Genomic DNA, 17846 nt, shown 5'->3' with positions numbered 1-17846 from the left:
GAGCGCCATCGTGTCCGGCAAGATAATGATTAACGACAGCTAATCTGGTTTCGAGAGAATATTTTGGCTTTGCCATAAAAAACTGCACCTTACTCAGTTGGGTGTCCAACTTTTGGGGTGCAGTCCAAAATCAGCGGCTTTTTTATGCTTACCTGAGAAAGAGCGTTAATTACTCTTCTTTCGCGCCACGCATTGCACGGCGACGATCGTTTTCAGTCAGGTGACGCTTACGGATACGGATAGAGGTTGGGGTAACTTCTACCAGTTCGTCGTCATCGATGAATTCCAGAGCCTGCTCCAGAGTCATCTTAACCGGCGGAACCAGAACCGTTGCTTCGTCAGTACCGGACGCACGCATGTTGGTCAGTTTCTTACCGGTCAGGCAGTTTACAGTCAGGTCGTTAGAGCGGCTGTGAATACCGATGATCTGGCCTTCGTAAACTTCAGCACCGTGACCCAGGAACAGCTTACCGCGGTCCTGCAGGCTGAACAGTGCGAACGCAACTGCTTTACCCTGGCCGTTGGAAATCAGTACGCCGTTCTGACGCTGACCCACATCACCCGCACGAACATCGTCGTAGTGGCTGAAGGTGGAGTACAGCAGACCGGTACCGGAAGTCATGGTCATGAATTCTGAACGGAAGCCGATCAGACCACGGCTTGGGATCACGTAGTCAAGACGTACGCGGCCTTTGCCATCTGGATTCATGTTTTTCAGGTCGCCTTTACGCTCACCCAGAGCCTGCATGACAGAACCCTGATGCTGCTCTTCTACGTCCAGCGTTACGTTTTCGAACGGCTCTTGTTTACGGCCGTCGATTTCGCGGAAGATTACTTTCGGACGGGAAACCGCCATTTCGAAACCTTCACGACGCATGTTCTCGATCAGAACAGACAGGTGCAGCTCACCACGACCGGATACACGGAACGCATCCGCATCTTCGGTTTCTTCGACGCGCAGCGCAACGTTGTGCACCAGCTCTTTGTTCAGGCGGTCAAGGATCTGACGAGAGGTAACATACTTACCTTCTTTACCACAGAACGGGGAGGTGTTTACGCAGAAGAACATGGTTACGGTCGGTTCATCAACGGACAGAGCTGGCAGCGCTTCGACGTTCTGCGGGTCGCAGATGGTGTCGGAGATGTTCAGTTCGCCCAGACCGGTGATCGCGATGATATCGCCCGCTTCGGCAATATCACTCTCGATACGTTCCAGACCCAGATGGGTCAGAACTTTACCAACTTTACCGTTACGGGTTTTGCCTTCGCTATCAATGATAGTGATCTGCTGGTTCGGTTTAACTTTACCGCGTTTGATACGGCCGATGCCGATTACGCCAACGTAGTTGTTGTAGTCCAGCTGAGAGATTTGCATCTGCAGCGGGCCATCAAGGTCTACGCTTGGAGCCGGAACACGATCAACGATGGTCTGATACAGCGGAGTCATGTCTTCAGCCATATCTTCGTGATCCAGACCTGCGATACCGTTCAGCGCGGAAGCGTAAACGATCGGGAAGTCCAGCTGCTCGTCGGTAGCGTCGAGGTTAACGAACAGGTCAAATACCTGATCAACAACCCAGTCAGGACGCGCGCCAGGGCGGTCAACTTTGTTGATAACAACAATTGGCTTCAGGCCATGGGCAAAGGCTTTTTTGGTCACGAAGCGCGTCTGCGGCATCGGACCATCCATTGCATCCACCACCAGCAGCACGGAGTCGACCATGGACATTACACGTTCAACTTCACCACCGAAGTCGGCGTGCCCTGGGGTATCAACGATGTTGATACGGTAGTCATTCCATTTGATAGCGGTGTTTTTAGCGAGGATGGTAATCCCACGCTCTTTCTCCAAATCGTTGGAGTCCATCACGCGCTCTTGGGTTTCAGCACGTGCATCGAACGTACCGGATTGTTGGAGCAGCTTGTCTACCAGGGTCGTTTTACCATGGTCTACGTGCGCGATGATGGCGATGTTACGCAAATTTTCGATCACAACTTTGCCTCAGGCATTTTAGAAATAGCGCGTTATTGTACACGGATTAATCGCAGTACAAAACAGGATCACAAACATCCTCCGCAAACAAGTATTGCAGAGTTTCTTTGTGATCACATTCACGGAGCGTTAAAAGGGGTAATCTGACATGCTTTGCACCAATATGGTGCTTAATGTTCACATTAAAGCACTATAATGGTGCAATACAACCTTCATGGTGCAGCCCCTTTGCACGATAGTGCGCATGATAACGCCTTTTAGGGGCAATTTAAAAGTTGGCACAGATTTCGCTTTATATTTTTTACGGCGACACGGCCAATTTTTTGCAGAATTGAAGACTTCGTTACCACGACGACCATGACCAATCCGGGAGAGTAAGTATGTCCGCTGAACACGTTTTGACGATGCTGAACGAACACGAAGTGAAGTTTGTTGATTTACGCTTCACTGATACCAAAGGTAAAGAACAGCACGTCACTATTCCTGCTCATCAGGTAAATGCCGAATTCTTTGAAGAAGGCAAAATGTTTGACGGCTCCTCAATCGGTGGCTGGAAAGGCATTAACGAATCAGACATGGTTCTGATGCCAGATGCGTCTACTGCACTTATCGACCCGTTCTATGAAGAGTCCACCCTGATCATCCGTTGCGATATCCTGGAACCAGGTACGCTGCAGGGCTACGACCGCGACCCGCGCTCCATCGCTAAACGCGCTGAAGAGTATCTGCGTTCTACCGGCATCGCAGACACCGTTCTGTTCGGGCCTGAGCCAGAGTTTTTCCTGTTTGACGACATCCGTTTCGGCGCGTCCATTTCCGGTTCCCACGTGGCTATCGATGACATCGAAGGCGCATGGAACTCCTCCACCAAATACGAAGGTGGTAACAAAGGTCACCGTCCTGGCGTGAAAGGCGGTTACTTCCCGGTTCCTCCGGTAGATTCTTCTCAGGACATCCGTTCTACCATGTGTCTGATCATGGAAGAAATGGGCCTGGTTGTTGAAGCGCATCACCACGAAGTGGCGACCGCAGGTCAGAACGAAATCGCGACCCGCTTTAACACCATGACCAAAAAAGCGGACGAAATTCAGATCTACAAATATGTGGTTCACAACGTCGCTCACCGTTTCGGTAAAACCGCGACCTTTATGCCAAAACCCATGTTTGGCGATAACGGTTCCGGTATGCACTGCCACATGTCCCTGTCCAAGAACGGCGTAAACCTGTTCTCTGGCGACAAATATGCGGGTCTGTCTGAGCAGGCGCTGTTCTACATTGGCGGCGTAATCAAACACGCTAAAGCGATCAACGCGCTGGCTAACCCAACCACCAACTCTTACAAGCGTCTGGTCCCAGGCTACGAAGCGCCGGTAATGCTGGCTTACTCTGCCCGTAACCGTTCTGCTTCTATCCGTATTCCGGTAGTGGCTTCTCCGAAAGCGCGTCGTATCGAAGTGCGTTTCCCGGACCCGGCTGCTAACCCGTACCTGTGCTTCGCAGCACTGCTGATGGCGGGTCTTGACGGTATTAAGAACAAGATCCACCCGGGCGAAGCCATGGACAAAAACCTGTACGACCTGCCGCCGGAAGAAGCGAAAGAGATCCCACAGGTTGCAGGTTCTTTGGAAGAAGCACTGAAAGAACTGGATCTGGACCGTGAGTTCCTGACTGCAGGCGGCGTGTTCACCAATGAAGCGATCGATGCGTACATTACGCTGCGTCGCGAAGAAGATGACCGCGTGCGTATGACTCCGCACCCGGTAGAGTTTGAGCTGTACTACAGCGTTTAATTAGTACCAATACTCCGTAGATTTCTTGTTGCGACCCACGCGGCTGTAGCAAGAAAAATATAGAGTCTTTAAGTTGCCGTGGAACTTTTAGCCCATCCCAGGATGGGCTTTTTTCTCCACTAACAACCTGCTTCCTCGCGCTTTTTTGATGTAAAAAGCTATAATGCACTAAATTGGTGCAACACTTTTCAGGAGACTGCTGAATGGCAACCGGCACGCTGCCCGATGCTGGGCAGATCCTCAATTCTTTAATCAACAGCATCTTACTCGTCGACGATGAGCTGGCGGTACATTACGCCAACCCGGCGGCACAACAGCTGCTCGCCCAAAGCTCCCGCAAACTGTTTGGTACCCCACTTCCGGATCTGTTGAGTTATTTCTCCTTAAACATCGGGCTGATGCGAGAGAGCCTGGAAGCAGGCCAGGGCTTTACGGATAACGAAGTGACGCTGGTGATAGATAGCCACTCACACATCCTCTCTGTGACCGCTCAGAGGCTGCCTGATGGCCTTATCCTGCTGGAGATGGCGCCAATGGATAACCAGCGCCGTCTGAGCCAGGAACAGCTCCAGCACGCCCAGCAGATTGCTGCCCGCGATCTGGTGCGCGGCCTGGCGCACGAAATTAAAAACCCGCTGGGTGGATTACGCGGCGCGGCGCAACTGCTCAGTAAAGCGCTTCCGGACCCGGCGCTGACCGAATATACCAAAGTCATTATTGAGCAGGCCGACCGCCTGCGTAATCTGGTCGACCGTCTGCTGGGACCACAACAGCCGGGAATGCACGTCACAGAAAGTATCCACAAAGTGGCGGAGCGCGTGGTGGCGCTGGTCTCGATGGAGCTGCCGGAAAACGTCACGCTGATTCGTGATTACGACCCAAGTCTGCCTGAATTACTGCACGACCCGGACCAGATCGAGCAGGTTTTGCTGAACATCGTGCGCAATGCTTTGCAGGCGCTGGGACCGGAAGGCGGCGAGATTATTCTGCGTACCCGCACCGCGTTTCAGCTCACGCTGCACGGTATGCGTTATCGTCTGGCGGCGCGGATTGATGTTGAGGATAACGGCCCGGGAATTCCCTCGCATTTGCAGGACACGCTGTTCTACCCAATGGTCAGCGGTCGCGAAGGCGGTACCGGCCTTGGATTATCCATCGCCCGTAATTTGATTGATCAACATTCCGGCAAAATTGAATTTACCAGTTGGCCGGGTCATACCGAGTTCTCGGTTTACCTGCCTATCAGGAAATAAAGGTGACGTTTATGCAACGAGGAATAGTCTGGGTAGTTGATGACGATAGTTCCATCCGTTGGGTGCTTGAACGTGCGCTCGCAGGGGCAGGACTAAGCTGCACTACATTTAAGAGTGGTAAAGAGGTACTGGACGCGCTGGCCAGCAAAACGCCGGACGTACTGCTGTCGGATATCCGCATGCCGGGCATGGACGGCCTGACGCTGTTAAAACAGATCAAACAGCGGCATCCGATGCTTCCGGTCATCATAATGACCGCACACTCCGATCTGGATGCTGCCGTCAGCGCCTACCAGCAAGGGGCGTTTGATTATCTGCCCAAACCTTTTGATATTGATGAAGCCGTGGCGCTGGTCGAACGCGCCATCAGCCATTATCAGGAACAGCAGCAGCCGCGTAATATTCAAATCAACGGCCCAACAACCGACATCATCGGCGAAGCACCGGCAATGCAAGACGTCTTTCGCATTATTGGTCGCCTGTCCCGTTCTTCAATCAGCGTATTGATTAACGGAGAGTCCGGGACCGGTAAAGAGCTGGTCGCCCATGCGTTGCACCGTCATAGCCCGCGCGTCAAAGCACCGTTTATCGCGCTGAACATGGCTGCTATTCCGAAAGATTTGATCGAGTCTGAGCTGTTTGGCCATGAAAAAGGGGCGTTTACCGGGGCGAATACGATTCGTCAGGGGCGCTTTGAACAGGCAGACGGCGGCACGCTGTTCCTCGATGAAATTGGCGATATGCCGCTGGACGTGCAGACGCGTTTATTGCGCGTATTAGCCGATGGACAGTTTTACCGCGTTGGCGGTTATGCGCCTGTGAAGGTGGACGTACGTATTATCGCCGCCACGCACCAGAACCTGGAACTGCGGGTGCAGGAAGGCAAATTCCGTGAGGACTTATTCCATCGCCTGAACGTCATCCGGGTACATCTGCCGCCACTGCGCGAACGTCGGGAAGATATCCCACGCCTGGCGCGTCATTTCCTGCAGGAGGCCGCCCGCGAACTGGGAGTAGAAGCCAAGCAATTACACACTGAAACCGAGGCGGCGCTCACCCGTCTGTCATGGCCGGGAAACGTGCGTCAGCTTGAGAATACCTGTCGCTGGTTAACCGTAATGGCCGCCGGACAGGAAGTACTCATTCAGGATTTACCGACCGAACTGTTTGAAACCACCGTGCCTGACGCACCGTCCCATATGCAGCCAGACAGCTGGGCAACCCTGTTGGCACAGTGGGCGGATCGGGCATTACGTTCCGGTCATCAAAACCTGCTTTCAGAGGCTCAACCGGAGATGGAGCGCACGCTGCTGACTACCGCGCTACGTCATACCCAGGGGCATAAACAGGAAGCGGCACGGCTGCTCGGTTGGGGCCGTAATACCTTGACGCGAAAGTTAAAAGAACTCGGAATGGAGTGACGATCGGTCACTGTGTAAAGATTGATAATTGAGCGCAAATTGCTGCTATTTTGCGCTTTACTGTTCCGATGAGTTAAGTATGATCGTGCCCGGCAAACGGGGGGAAGTCATCATGCTGGAATCAATGATAAATCTGCTATCGAGCGGTGCGGTTGAAAGCCATACGCCACAAACTGCGGTTGCCGCCGTGCTGTGTGCGGCGCTGGTTGGGCTGTTCAGCTAGCGGGTTTGTCGGGTGGCGCTTCGCTTACCCGACCTACGTATTGAGATTTCGTAGGCCCGGTAAGCGAAGCGCCACCGGGCAACCCGGCTAAATAACGCGCGAGAACTGCTGCAAACGCGCTTTCTGGCGCAGATATGCATCGAAGCACATGCAAATATTACGAATCAGCAGACGCCCCTTCGACGTAACCTGAATCCCCTTCTCATCCACATCCACCAGCCCATCTTTCGCCAGCGGCGCCAGCAGTTTCAGGTCTTCGGCAAAATAGTCAGCGAAGTTCAGACCCCATTGCTGTTCCACGGCGGCATAGTCGAGGCGGAAATTGCAGATCAGGAGCTTAATAACATCCCGACGAATGCAGTCGTCGCGGGTCAGGGCAATTCCGCGCCACAGCGCATTCCCCTGCTCGTCTACCTGCTGGTAATAGTGCTTCAACTCTTTCTGATTCTGCGCGTAGTTGTCGCCAATCATACTGATGGCCGATACGCCCATCCCCAGCAGATCGGTGTCCCCCTGGGTGGTATAACCCTGGAAATTGCGATGCAAAACGCCCTCGCGTTGAGCAATGGCCAGTTCGTCATCCGGGCGGGCAAAGTGATCCATGCCAATGAACTGATAGCCAGTTTCGGTCAGTGAAGAGATGGTCTCCTGCAGGATATCCAGCTTCTGCTGCGCGCTGGGCAGGTCGGCATCTTTAATCTTGCGCTGGGCAGCAAACAGCGTCGGCAGGTGCGCGTAGTTAAAGACGCTCAGACGGTCTGGATTCAGCTCAGCCACGCGTTTCAGGGTAAAGGCGAAGCTCTCTGGCGTCTGTTTTGGCAGGCCATAAATCAGATCGATATTCGTTGAGGTAAAGCCAATCTCCCGCGCATGATTCAGCAGCGCAAAGATAAACTCCTCATCCTGCTCACGGTTCACCAGGCGCTGAACTTCTTTGTTGAAGTCCTGCACTCCCATGCTCAAACGGTTAAAACCTTCAGCGCGTAAATGATCAAGGACATCCAGCTCGATTTCACGCGGATCCACTTCGATCGAGATTTCGGCGTCGTCGTTAAAGTTGAAATTGCCACGCAGCAGTGACATCAAACGGCTGATTTGCGCTTTATTCAGGTACGTTGGCGTGCCGCCGCCCCAGTGCAGCTGGCTGACATGGCGTCCGGCGAACAGCGGTGCGCGATGGATAATTTCTTGTTCCAGGGCATCGAGATATTGATCTGCTTTATGCTGCTGGCGAGTCACAATCTTGTTGCAGCCACAGAAGTAGCACAGTTTGTGGCAGAACGGGATGTGAACGTACAGCGAGAGCGGACGCTCAGGATAACGCGCCACGGCCTTTAGAAATGCTTCTGTGCCGTAGTCTTCAGAAAACTCCAGCGCGGTCGGGTACGAGGTATATCGTGGCCCGGAATAGTTATATTTCTGGATCAGGGCCAGGTCCCAGTCTATTAACTGCTCTGACATGCTCACTCCTTCCGATGGCGTCTCTGGCGGGTACGGCGTACCGGCTTAACCCCAGTGCGGGTGATAAGCCGGTTGCGCAGCCACTTCTGTCGCCGCGACAACCGCTGTAGTTTAACGAATAACCACACCAGATAACATATAACCGGAAGGGTTATAAGCAGGACGGGAAGACCCACGGTGTAAAACCGTTAGTTGCCGCCTTTCAGCAGACGCATCATGTCTTCCTGCTTTTCTTCCTCTTCCTCTTCTTCCTCGTCATCGTAAGAAAGACCCAGCTTTTGCATCAGCTCATCGATGCGGTCCAGCTTGGCATCAACCCAGGTCTGATCTTCCGCACTCAGGGTTTCTCCTGCTTCAAGACGCTCCAGCAGCGCATCCAGGCGCTCATCCGTTTCCAGTAAATCCAACTCAGCCTGTGGTGAAAGCATAGGTTTCTCACTCTTCGGTTTGTGCTGTTTGGTGACTTTTTCGGTCACGCCCAATGGAATGGGGTTTTTGCTGCCAATACGAGGATCTTTTTGCTTATTTTGGTTTCCGCCACCAGATGCGCCTTCGCTACCGGACGCACGGCTACCCGCCGCATGACCACGGTGTTTTTTCTGGCGCTTACGGTCGCGAGCTTCCTGATTAATTTCTTCGCGTGTTTTACGACGCGCTTTTGCAGGACCTTTACCGCGTGGTGTAGAAGTTGGTTTCATCATGATTCGTCTTTGGCTGTTTTATTCAGTATATAATTGCGCCGGAATCTAGCAGAAATAAAGAAAAAAGGCGACAGAGTAATCTGTCGCCTTTTTTCCTGACTCTCAACCCTTACGGGCTCTACAATCCTTGTTGGCTATCAACACACCCTGTTTTTCCCTTAGCCTGAAACATTCCGTGTTGTTTCCATTTCCTTTTACTAACGTCTCCAGACGTTTGTCTCCCTGACAATCCTGTGTCTTCGCCTCCTGGCGCTCCTGACCCTCATCCTGAGTCGACTATCCTGTCAGCTTCCTCGCTATGGGCGCTACTTTACCGCTTTGGTTTAAACGTACAAGTAACCTGGGTAACAATTTCGGACTTTAAGAATAGTGCCCTATCTTAACTATATGATTTATTTTAGTTACGTCATTTTTTACTCTGTCATCTCGTATAGAAACTATCGGCAATGTCTCACAAAGTGCGAGGTTTTTACTTACATAGCCTACGCGTCGAAAAACCAGCCTTTTGCTGGGGTTCAGGTATAATCGCTGCAAAGCCCTGATTGATGGAGAGGACTGCTTTGACTAACTTGAATTATCAACAGACGCACTTTGTAATGAGTGCGCCTGATATTCGCCACTTACCTTCCGATACCGGTATCGAAGTGGCTTTTGCTGGCCGTTCCAACGCAGGCAAATCCAGTGCGCTAAATACCCTGACGAATCAAAAGAGTCTGGCGCGTACATCTAAAACGCCGGGTCGTACTCAGCTCATCAACTTGTTTGAAGTCGTTGACGGCAAACGCCTGGTCGATTTGCCAGGATACGGTTATGCCGAAGTTCCGGAAGAGATGAAGCGCAAATGGCAGCGCGCGCTGGCTGAATATCTGGAAAAACGTCAGAGCCTGCAAGGTCTGGTGGTATTGATGGATATTCGTCACCCGCTAAAAGACCTCGACCAGCAGATGATCCTTTGGGCGGTTGAGAGCAACGTTCAGGTTCTGGTACTGCTGACTAAAGCAGACAAGCTGGCCAGCGGTGCGCGCAAAGCCCAGTTGAATATGGTACGTGAAGCCGTACTGGCATTTAACGGTGATGTACAGGTAGAAGCATTTTCATCACTGAAAAAACTGGGCGTGGACAAACTTCGGCAGAAGCTGGATAGCTGGTTTAGTGAACTGGCGCCGATTGAAGAGATGCAGGACGGGGAATAACCCACCGATATGCCGGATAGCGCCGCTGCGCGTCTTATCCGGCCTACAGCCTGTACGAAACTTTTCTTTCGCACAATAAAAAACGCCCCAGTCATTACTGACTGGGGCGGCTAAAATATTCAGCCAAATCCGATTACGTGAAGTAAAAGGTCTGAAAGATAGAACATCTTACCTCTGTACCCTACGTGAATAACTTTACTCTTTTTTAAGCAGCTCAGAAAGCACTTTTTGTAATTTTTTTTCATTCCTTACATAGGGAATTCTAATGGACATCACAAAAAGTTCTATCTTATGTTGCTTAGTTACGAAAAAGGGGCGTTATTCAGTAAACCCTTAGTGCGCCTGATCCCAGTTTTCGCCACTACCGACTTCCACCAGCAACGGCACATCAATCTGGGTCTCGTTTTCCATCAGTTGATGGATCTTTTTAGAGACGCTTTCGAGGTCATCTTTATGCACTTCAAACACCAGTTCATCGTGTACCTGCATGATCATGCGCACACGTGGTTGCTCGGTTTGCAGCCATCCGTCCACCGCAATCATGGCTCGTTTGATAATGTCTGCGGCAGTACCCTGCATCGGGGCGTTAATTGCCGCGCGCTCTGCACCAGCGCGACGAGCGCCATTACTGGATTTAATATCCGGTAAATAGAGACGACGCCCTTCCAGCGTTTCGACATAACCTTGCTCTTTTGCCTGTGCACGGGTGCGTTCCATATATTCCAGCACGCCAGGGTAGCGTTCGAAGTAGAGGTCCATGTACTTCTGTGCTTCTTTACGCGGAATATTCAACTGGCGCGCCAAACCAAAGGCACTCATCCCGTAGATCAGACCGAAGTTGATGGCTTTCGCGCTGCGGCGTTGTTCACCAGTCACGGAATCCAGCGGTAAGCCGAAGACTTCCGCCGCCGTTGCGCGGTGAATATCTTTCCCTTCGGCAAACGCGGTAAGCAGACCTTTATCACGCGAGAGATGCGCCATGATACGCAGTTCAATCTGTGAGTAGTCGGCGGAGACAATCACGTAGTCTTCTGGCGCAATAAACGCCTGACGAATACGACGACCTTCGTCATTACGTACCGGGATGTTCTGCAGGTTTGGATCCGTGGATGATAAGCGCCCGGTAGCAGTCACCGCCTGGTGATAGGAGGTGTGAACGCGCCCGGTTTTCTTGTTAATCATCAACGGAAGCTTATCCGTATAGGTCGACTTCAGTTTTGCTAAGCCGCGATATTCCAGGATCACTTTCGGCAATGGGTAATCGAGCGCGAGCTCTTCCAGTACCTCTTCCGACGTTGATGGCGCGCCGCCAGGGGTTTTCTTCAGCGGCTTAATACCCTGCTTTTCAAACAGGATAGTTTGCAGTTGCTTGGTGGAAGAGAGGTTAAACGCTTCTCCGGCGATCTCGTGCGCTTTTTGCTCCAGCTCGTTCAAACGCAGCGTCAGCTCTTCTGAATGTTTGTGCAGAACAGCCGGATCGATTTTCACACCGTTGCGCTCAACGCGAGACAAAACAGGAACCAGCGGCATATCGATATTTTCAAAGACGTTCAGCGGTCCTTTATGCTGCTGCAATTCTGGCCACATTTTGAGATGGAGCTGTAGCGTAACGTCAGCGTCTTCCGCAGCATAACGTCCGGCTTCTTCCAGCGCTATCTGGTTAAAGGTCAGCTGGTTTTTGCCCTTTCCGGCGATCTCTTCAAAGGTGATGGTTTTATGTTTCAGCCAGCGGTCCGACAGGCTGTCCATATCGTGTCGGCCAGCGACGCTGTTAAGAATGTAGGATTCGAGCATGGTGTCAAAGGTGATACCACGCAGTTCGATGCCATAGTTCGCCAGGATACCGCGATCATACTTCAGGTTTTGCCCGACTTTATGCGCGTTCTCATCTTCCAGCAGCGGCTTCAGCAATGCCAGCGCGCGGTCGCGAGCGATCTGATCGGGGGCGTCCAGGTAATCGTGGGCAACAGGAACATATGCAGCCACACCCGGTTCAATGGCAAAAGACAGGCCAACCAGATTCGCGGAGATGTTGTCCAGGCTGTCAGTTTCAGTATCGAAGGCAAAGACAGGCGCTTTTTTCAGCTTCGCAATCCACTCTTCCAGCGTCGCTTCATCCAGAATTGTCACATAGTTATCATACGAGAGAACCGTGGCCGGCCCCTCAGGCGTTTCATCGACGGCGATAGTTTCCTGTGGTTTTGCCGCCGGCTTCGTTCCTTTCGCCTGTAGCCATTTACCCGCTTCAACGTCAGTAACCCAACGCTTGAATTCATACTGTTTAAATAGGTCAAGTAGTTCATCCGCTGCCGGCTGACGTACTTCCAACTGCTCGCAGGTCAACTCCAGTTCAACATCCGTTTTGATGGTAGCTAATTGATAAGAGAGGTACGCTACCTCTTTATTCTGCTCAAGTTTGCTCGCCATAGTTTTCGCACCACGGAAAGTCAGCCCCGCGATTTTGTCTGATTCAGCATAGAGGGTATCCAGCCCCCCCAGCCCCTGCAGCAGAGCCTGCGCGGTTTTTTCACCTACGCCTGGAACGCCAGGGATGTTATCTGAGGAATCCCCCATCAGCGCCAGGAAATCGATGATCAGTTCTGGTGGAACACCATATTTATTCACCACTTCATCCGGGCCGAGGATCGTATTGGTCATGGTGTTGATCAGGGTGATATTCGGCGTCACCAACTGAGCCATATCTTTATCACCGGTACTAATCAACACCGGACGACCCACCTTCTCTGCTTCCCGCGCCAGCGTACCAATGACATCGTCTGCTTCCACGCCCGAAACGGCCAGCAGTGGCAACCCCATCGCTTTTACCATCGCATGCAGAGGCTCAATCTGCGCACGCAGATCGTCCGGCATGGGTGGGCGGTGTGACTTGTAGTGTTCGAATAACTCATCACGGAAGGTTTTACCCTTAGCGTCGAATACCACCGCAGCATGGGTCGGCTGATATTGCAGAATCAAGCTACGCAGCATGTTGAGGACACCATACATCGCGCCAGTAGGTTCTCCTGCACTGTTAGTCAGCGGCGGGAACGCATGGTATGCGCGATACAGGTAAGAGGAGCCATCTACAAGGATAAGTGGGTTTTCTGGGATCTGAACCATAATGTCCGTGCCTGTTTATCAGATTATGGGTAAAGGATGCCACAGACAGGATGAAAACATGAGTTTTTCGCCGCATTTGTCGAAAAACTTTTGTAGATCTTCTGCTTTGATCGCAAAGAAGACTGTGGATAACTTTGTGAATAAATAATTTTCAGCTCTTTAAATATAGCAATAAAATTAACACATCATTTATTTTATACATATATTTCATAAGCTTAAATAAATGCGTAGTATTTTATTCCATTTATACAGCTTATATCCTGATGTGGATAGATATTCCCTTTTTTTCTATTCAGGGAAGATCCATCATTTGGTTCGTTTTCTGATAAAATCAGCCCCTTGCGCCTCTTTAGCGCACTATCTATGGCTAACCTTTTGAATAATTTAATTATGACGAGAATACTCGCTGCGATAACGCTGTTGCTGAGTATCGTATTGACCATATTGGTCACGATTTTTTGTTCTGTGCCGATCATCCTTGCCGGAGTTGTAAAACTCCTTTTGCCCGTTCCCGTTGTCTGGCGCAAGGTTTCTGTCTTCTGTAATTTCATGATGTACTGCTGGTGTGAAGGTCTGGCGCTACTGCTACACCTCAATCCGCGACTGAAGTGGGATGTCGAGGGACTGGAAGGTCTTAGCAAGAAAAACTGGTATCTGCTCATTTGTAACCATTACAGCTGGGCTGACATCGTTGTGCTTTGCGTTCTGTTCCGTAAGCACATCCCAATGAATAAATATTTCCTCAAGCAACAACTGGCCTGGGTGCCCTTTATTGGCTTGGCCTGCTGGGCGCTGGATATGCCGTTTATGAAACGCTATTCGCGAGGCTACCTGCTCCGTCATCCAGAACGGCGCGGTAAAGATGTCGAAACAACGCGTCGTTCCTGCGAGAAGTTTCGCGTACACCCGACAACTATTGTGAATTTTGTCGAAGGTTCACGCTTTACCAAAGAGAAATGTGAGCAAACCCGCTCTCCTTATCAAAACTTGCTCCCTCCAAAGGCGGCCGGTATTGCGATGGCATTGAACGTACTGGGGTCGCAGTTCGATAAAATGTTGAACGTCACGTTGTGCTATCCGGAAAACAGCAGCCGACCGTTCTACGATATGCTGAGCGGTAAGCTAACGCGTATTGTCGTGCGGGTAAATCTGGAGCCAATTCATGAAGAGTTGCACGGTGATTACGTGAACGATAAGGGATTCAAGCGTCGGTTTCAGCTATGGCTTAATACGCTGTGGAGTGAGAAAGACGCGCAGCTCGACGCGATTAAAGCCTCATATGAAAAAGCCGGTCAGCACAAGTGACCGGCTTTTGCTTTTACTTCTGACCAACCAGATACTTCACGGTATCCGCATACTGTTGTACAAAGATATCCATGCTGCTGGTATCCATGCCCTGCGGATTTACCTGATATTTGCCATTCACGAACATTGCCGGAACGCCCTGCAGCTGTAAATCAGCCGCCGCTTTTTCCTGCTGCGCCACGAGTGATTTCACCACGAAGCTGTTCCATGCCGCATCATAGTCTTCACCTTTAATACCCGCGTCGACAAACACTTTACGGATATCAGCTACAGACTGAACGGTCTGGGTTTTCTGAACACCTTCAAACAACGGAACGGTTACTTGATCTTCAACGCCCAGCGCCATAGCAACGGCCCAAGCTTGCGTCAGATCTTTGCCCAAAGGCCCCAGAAACTCGACGTGGTACTTGGTCATCTTGGTGCCTTCAGGCAGTTTTTTCTTCACGTTATCAGAGACGTGAAGAACTTCTTCAAACTGATAGCAGTGCGGGCAGTAGAAGGAGAAGAACTCCAACACTTGCGGTTCACCCGCAACAGGCTTTTCCAGAGTGATGTATTGTTTGCCATCCTGGAACTGCGCTGCAGATGCGCTAAAAGCTAAAACCATACCAGCCAGCGCCAGCCATAATTTTTTCATGTTCAAATTTCTCCGATTAATACATTGGCGTTAATTGTAAGGGGGGCTCTTGCAGAATTTTTGCCTGCTCAATAAAGGTCGCGGTCTGACGATGCCAGTAATCTTCCCCGGTTAACCACGGGAAGTTTTTTGGAAACGCAGGGTCAGCCCAACGTCGAATTAGCCAGGCAAGATAATAAACTAAACGCATAGCGCGTAAAGGTTCTATCAGTCCGATTTCAGAGGTGTCGAACTCACTAAACTCTTCATAAGCCTCGATAATGGTTTCAAGCTGCATGCGTTGTTCAGCTTTATCGCCATTGAGGAGCATCCATAAATCCTGAACAGCCGGGCCATTGCGGGCATCATCTAAATCGACAAACATCGGACCATCGCGCCACAGAATATTACCGGCATGACAATCACCGTGCAGACGTAACGTGGTAAAACGTGCATGCCAGCGTTCGGTAACGACCGCGATAAGCGCATCCGTTGCCTTCAGGAAAGCCGCTTTTTGCCCTGATGGGATCAACTGTGCGTGTTCAAAAAGCTTACGCGGCTCAGTCAGGTATTCTTCAAGGCCAATCGTCGGGCGAAAGGCAAAAGTACGCTTGCATCCGGTCTGATGCATACGCCCCAGATAGCGCCCCACCGCCTCCATCTGATCGATATTGTCGGCCTCAAACTGCCGCCCGCCGACGCTGGGGAAGATCGCATAATGGAAACCCTGATGGCTTAACAGCGTTTGGCCGCTTAGTACCAGCGGTGCAGCTACCGGGACTTCATCGCTTACCAGTTCCAGAGCAAACTGGTGCTCTTCCTGGATCTGCTCGACAGACCAACGTTCAGGGCGATAAAACTTAACGACAAAGCGTCGACGGTCTTCGTCCTGGAATTGATAGACACGGTTTTCATAGCTGTTAAGCGGGGTAAGCCCGGAGTCCACCCGGATCCCCTGCTCAAACAGTGCATCCATGATGGTATCCGGGTGTAGCGTCTGGAAATTAAAAGCGTTGTCGTTCATCCCATCATCCGGAAAATACTACGAATGATTCAGGATATCATTTCGCAGCGCTTTCGGTGGTGGCGATTACAAGCTTTTACTCTTTAATTACGCCACGTGCGCGGAGTAGTGCGGTTTTAAAATCTTCCTCATAATCTTTCTGAATACCTGGGATGACGGCGTCTTTCGCCGAGTCACGCATTTTCAGGTGATAGATCAGAATGTCATCAGTTAAATCCGCCAGTTCGCCGTCAAAACCTGACTCTTGCGCCAGTTTCTGTAAAAATTGCATCAGGTTAAGATCGGGTTCCTTCTGCCAGGCCGGCTGGAGGAGTTCAATAACTTCATTCAGACGTTTACATTTCATGGTTGTGCTCCTTAGGCTCAATACAGATACGTTAGCAGGGTCAATCCCACATTAAAAGAGGCGATATCAGTGATTCTGGATAGTGCAATAACAGGGGTTGTGCTGGCAGGCGGTAAGGCCAGACGGATGGGCGGAACCGATAAAGGTCTGCTTGAGCTGGACGGTAAACCTCTTTGGCGGCACGTAGCCGATACCCTCGCTTTACAGGTCGAAACCGTGGTGGTTAATGCCAATCGCCACCGGGATATTTACCAACAAAGCGGCCTGAAAGTTATCCCTGATTCATTGGCCGATTTCCCTGGCCCACTGGCCGGGATGCTATCGGTATTCCTGCAGCAAGCGGGGGAGTGGTTTCTGTTCTGCCCGTGCGATATGCCCTATATTCCTCACGATCTGGTCAAACGTTTGAAGGAGCAGCGCAAAGCTGCACCGGTTGTCTGGGTGCATGATGGCGAAAGAGATCATCCGACCATTGCGCTAATGCACCGCACCATGCAACCCTTGCTACAGGATTATCTTCAGTCCGGTGAAAGACGCGTCATGGTCTTTATGCGCCAGGCTGGCGGTCATGCTGTCGATTTCAGCGATCATAAAGATGCGTTCGTGAACGTGAACACCCCTGAAGAACTTGCAAAATGGCAGGACAAATCATGATCCCATTACTCGCTATAGCAGCATGGAGCGGAACGGGAAAAACTACGCTGCTTAAAAAATTGATCCCGGTGCTACGTGCCAGAGGCATTCGTCCCGGATTGATTAAGCATACTCATCACAAGATGGATGTTGATAAGCCCGGCAAAGATAGCTATGAGCTACGCAAAGCCGGTGCAGCACAAACCCTGGTCGCCAGCCAGCAGCGCTGGGCATTAATGGTAGAAACCCCGGAAGAGCCTGAACTGGATTTAGCGTACTTGGTAAGCAGGATGGATGCTTCTACACTGGATATGGTGTTGGTTGAGGGCTTTAAGCATGAACCTGTTGCTAAGATCGTTCTTTTTCGCGACGGTTGCGGGCACAGTCCAGAGGACCTGGCGTTAGACAACTATGTTATCGCGGTTGCCAGTGATATTCCGCTTGCGGTGGATGTTCCATTGTTAGATATCAACGATATACAGCAAGTTGCCGATTTTGTTACGCAATGGATAAGAAGATAGCTGCTGTGTCGTGATACGCCTTTGTAGGCCGGATAAGGCGGGAGGTCACCTCCGGCAGTTCTCACTCCCTGCAGACGCAAAAAAGCCCATCCGGCAGGATGGGCTTCTTCACTTATTTAATGCCTGGCAGTTCCCTACTCTCGCATGGGGAGACCCCACACTACCATCGGCGCTACGGCGTTTCACTTCTGAGTTCGGCATGGGGTCAGGTGGGACCACCGCGCTACAGCCGCCAGGCAAATTCTG

General features: G+C 51.3%; 17 protein-coding genes, 1 rRNA gene and 1 pseudogene. 8 read left to right on the top strand and 11 right to left on the bottom strand.

Translation table 11 applies throughout. From position 1 onward, the window contains the following. Positions 1–169 precede the first annotated feature (169 nt). Positions 170–1993 (bottom strand): ribosome-dependent GTPase TypA, encoded by a 1824-nt coding sequence (typA, locus tag BZK42_RS26755; RefSeq protein WP_008786988.1) that lies wholly within the window; start codon positions 1991–1993, stop codon positions 170–172. Between the two features lie 380 nt (positions 1994–2373). On the opposite strand from typA, the gene glnA reads away from it, so the two are divergent. The 4 genes from glnA to BZK42_RS28605 all read left to right on the top strand — a co-directional run bounded on the left by glnA (position 2374) and on the right by BZK42_RS28605 (position 6680). Further along, entirely contained in the window at positions 2374–3783 is a 1410-nt protein-coding gene (glnA, locus tag BZK42_RS26740; RefSeq protein WP_003028638.1) for a glutamate--ammonia ligase, read from the top strand. A 203-nt stretch (positions 3784–3986) separates the two neighbouring features. Beyond that, positions 3987–5036 (top strand): nitrogen regulation protein NR(II), encoded by a 1050-nt coding sequence (gene glnL, locus BZK42_RS26735; RefSeq protein ID WP_016155163.1) that lies wholly within the window; start codon positions 3987–3989, stop codon positions 5034–5036. 11 nt (positions 5037–5047) lie between these two features. Beyond that, complete coding sequence (glnG, locus tag BZK42_RS26730; protein WP_080861137.1) at positions 5048–6457, top strand: nitrogen regulation protein NR(I); 1410 nt, start codon at positions 5048–5050, stop codon at positions 6455–6457. A gap of 112 nt (positions 6458–6569) precedes the next feature. Further along, the gene (locus BZK42_RS28605; protein ID WP_003028631.1) at positions 6570–6680 is read left to right on the top strand and encodes a YshB family small membrane protein; all 111 of its coding nucleotides are present in this window, start codon (positions 6570–6572) and stop codon (positions 6678–6680) included. Between the two features lie 87 nt (positions 6681–6767). Here the strand turns inward: BZK42_RS28605 and hemN are convergent, their stop codons facing one another. From hemN to BZK42_RS26715, 3 genes and pseudogenes are all read right to left on the bottom strand, one after another. Further along, positions 6768–8141 (bottom strand): oxygen-independent coproporphyrinogen III oxidase, encoded by a 1374-nt coding sequence (hemN, locus tag BZK42_RS26725; RefSeq protein ID WP_080861134.1) that lies wholly within the window; start codon positions 8139–8141, stop codon positions 6768–6770. A 188-nt stretch (positions 8142–8329) separates the two neighbouring features. Continuing rightward, positions 8330–8839: a Der GTPase-activating protein YihI gene (gene yihI, locus BZK42_RS26720; protein WP_019077947.1), complete on the bottom strand. Its 510-nt coding sequence runs from the start codon at positions 8837–8839 to the stop codon at positions 8330–8332. A 105-nt stretch (positions 8840–8944) separates the two neighbouring features. Beyond that, a pseudogene (locus BZK42_RS26715) lies at positions 8945–9193 on the bottom strand (hypothetical protein). A gap of 209 nt (positions 9194–9402) precedes the next feature. Between BZK42_RS26715 and yihA the strand changes: the two are divergent. Further along, on the top strand, positions 9403–10035 hold the full coding sequence (yihA, locus tag BZK42_RS26710) for a ribosome biogenesis GTP-binding protein YihA/YsxC (RefSeq protein WP_005121851.1): 633 nt from the start codon (positions 9403–9405) through the stop codon (positions 10033–10035). 119 nt (positions 10036–10154) lie between these two features. Here yihA and spfP read toward each other — a convergent pair whose 3' ends face one another. The 3 genes from spfP to BZK42_RS29425 all read right to left on the bottom strand — a co-directional run bounded on the left by spfP (position 10155) and on the right by BZK42_RS29425 (position 13706). Then, on the bottom strand, positions 10155–10202 hold the full coding sequence (gene spfP, locus BZK42_RS29855) for a small protein SpfP (protein ID WP_071892919.1): 48 nt from the start codon (positions 10200–10202) through the stop codon (positions 10155–10157). A 166-nt stretch (positions 10203–10368) separates the two neighbouring features. Next, complete coding sequence (polA, locus tag BZK42_RS26705) at positions 10369–13155, bottom strand: DNA polymerase I (RefSeq protein ID WP_053388930.1); 2787 nt, start codon at positions 13153–13155, stop codon at positions 10369–10371. Positions 13156–13370: 215 nt separating this feature from the next. Next, positions 13371–13706: a hypothetical protein gene (locus BZK42_RS29425; protein ID WP_240489674.1), complete on the bottom strand. Its 336-nt coding sequence runs from the start codon at positions 13704–13706 to the stop codon at positions 13371–13373. Between BZK42_RS29425 and BZK42_RS26700 the strand changes: the two genes are divergently transcribed. Continuing rightward, positions 13591–14460: a 1-acylglycerol-3-phosphate O-acyltransferase, YihG family gene (locus BZK42_RS26700; protein WP_227021179.1), complete on the top strand. Its 870-nt coding sequence runs from the start codon at positions 13591–13593 to the stop codon at positions 14458–14460. The two genes, BZK42_RS29425 and BZK42_RS26700, sit on opposite strands and share 116 nt — an antisense overlap. A gap of 13 nt (positions 14461–14473) precedes the next feature. On the opposite strand, the gene dsbA is transcribed toward BZK42_RS26700, so the two are convergent. The 3 genes from dsbA to BZK42_RS26685 form a co-directional block, all read right to left on the bottom strand. Then, positions 14474–15097 (bottom strand): thiol:disulfide interchange protein DsbA, encoded by a 624-nt coding sequence (dsbA, locus tag BZK42_RS26695; protein WP_016155156.1) that lies wholly within the window; start codon positions 15095–15097, stop codon positions 14474–14476. Between the two features lie 16 nt (positions 15098–15113). Beyond that, positions 15114–16100, bottom strand: a complete 987-nt coding sequence (locus BZK42_RS26690) for a serine/threonine protein kinase (RefSeq protein WP_016155155.1) — start codon at positions 16098–16100, stop codon at positions 15114–15116. A gap of 76 nt (positions 16101–16176) precedes the next feature. Next, positions 16177–16446, bottom strand: a complete 270-nt coding sequence (locus BZK42_RS26685) for a YihD family protein (protein WP_003028616.1) — start codon at positions 16444–16446, stop codon at positions 16177–16179. A 69-nt stretch (positions 16447–16515) separates the two neighbouring features. Between BZK42_RS26685 and mobA the strand changes: the two genes are divergently transcribed. Then, positions 16516–17100, top strand: coding sequence for a molybdenum cofactor guanylyltransferase MobA (mobA, locus tag BZK42_RS26680; protein ID WP_016157861.1), 585 nt, complete (start codon positions 16516–16518; stop codon positions 17098–17100). Next, positions 17082–17600: a molybdopterin-guanine dinucleotide biosynthesis protein MobB gene (gene mobB, locus BZK42_RS26675; RefSeq protein ID WP_095715465.1), complete on the top strand. Its 519-nt coding sequence runs from the start codon at positions 17082–17084 to the stop codon at positions 17598–17600. The genes mobA and mobB overlap by 19 nt, the downstream gene beginning before the upstream one ends. A gap of 121 nt (positions 17601–17721) precedes the next feature. On the opposite strand, the gene rrf is transcribed toward mobB, so the two are convergent. Then, positions 17722–17837 (bottom strand): 5S ribosomal RNA (gene rrf, locus BZK42_RS26670). Between the last annotated feature and the right edge of the window lie 9 nt (positions 17838–17846).

Origin of the sequence: Citrobacter braakii (assembly GCF_002075345.1) — a bacterium.
Taxonomy (GTDB): domain Bacteria; phylum Pseudomonadota; class Gammaproteobacteria; order Enterobacterales; family Enterobacteriaceae; genus Citrobacter; species Citrobacter braakii.
This window is presented reverse-complemented; position numbering and strand designations above follow the sequence as displayed.

Bases quoted from the DNA above. Each gene is read 5' to 3' on its own strand.
- glnA (WP_003028638.1), top strand. From the start codon at position 2,374: ATGTCCGCTGAACACGTTTTGACGATGCTGAACGAACACGAAGTGAAG.
- glnL (WP_016155163.1), top strand. From the start codon at position 3,987: ATGGCAACCGGCACGCTGCCCGATGCTGGGCAGATCCTCAATTCTTTA.
- glnG (WP_080861137.1), top strand. From the start codon at position 5,048: ATGCAACGAGGAATAGTCTGGGTAGTTGATGACGATAGTTCCATCCGT.
- BZK42_RS28605 (WP_003028631.1), top strand. From the start codon at position 6,570: ATGCTGGAATCAATGATAAATCTGCTATCGAGCGGTGCGGTTGAAAGC.
- hemN (WP_080861134.1), bottom strand. From the start codon at position 8,141: ATGTCAGAGCAGTTAATAGACTGGGACCTGGCCCTGATCCAGAAATAT.
- yihI (WP_019077947.1), bottom strand. From the start codon at position 8,839: ATGAAACCAACTTCTACACCACGCGGTAAAGGTCCTGCAAAAGCGCGT.
- polA (WP_053388930.1), bottom strand. From the start codon at position 13,155: ATGGTTCAGATCCCAGAAAACCCACTTATCCTTGTAGATGGCTCCTCT.
- BZK42_RS29425 (WP_240489674.1), bottom strand. From the start codon at position 13,706: ATGAAATTACAGAAGACAGAAACCTTGCGCCAGACAACGGGAACGGGC.
- dsbA (WP_016155156.1), bottom strand. From the start codon at position 15,097: ATGAAAAAATTATGGCTGGCGCTGGCTGGTATGGTTTTAGCTTTTAGC.
- BZK42_RS26690 (WP_016155155.1), bottom strand. From the start codon at position 16,100: ATGAACGACAACGCTTTTAATTTCCAGACGCTACACCCGGATACCATC.
- BZK42_RS26685 (WP_003028616.1), bottom strand. From the start codon at position 16,446: ATGAAATGTAAACGTCTGAATGAAGTTATTGAACTCCTCCAGCCGGCC.
- mobB (WP_095715465.1), top strand. From the start codon at position 17,082: ATGGCAGGACAAATCATGATCCCATTACTCGCTATAGCAGCATGGAGC.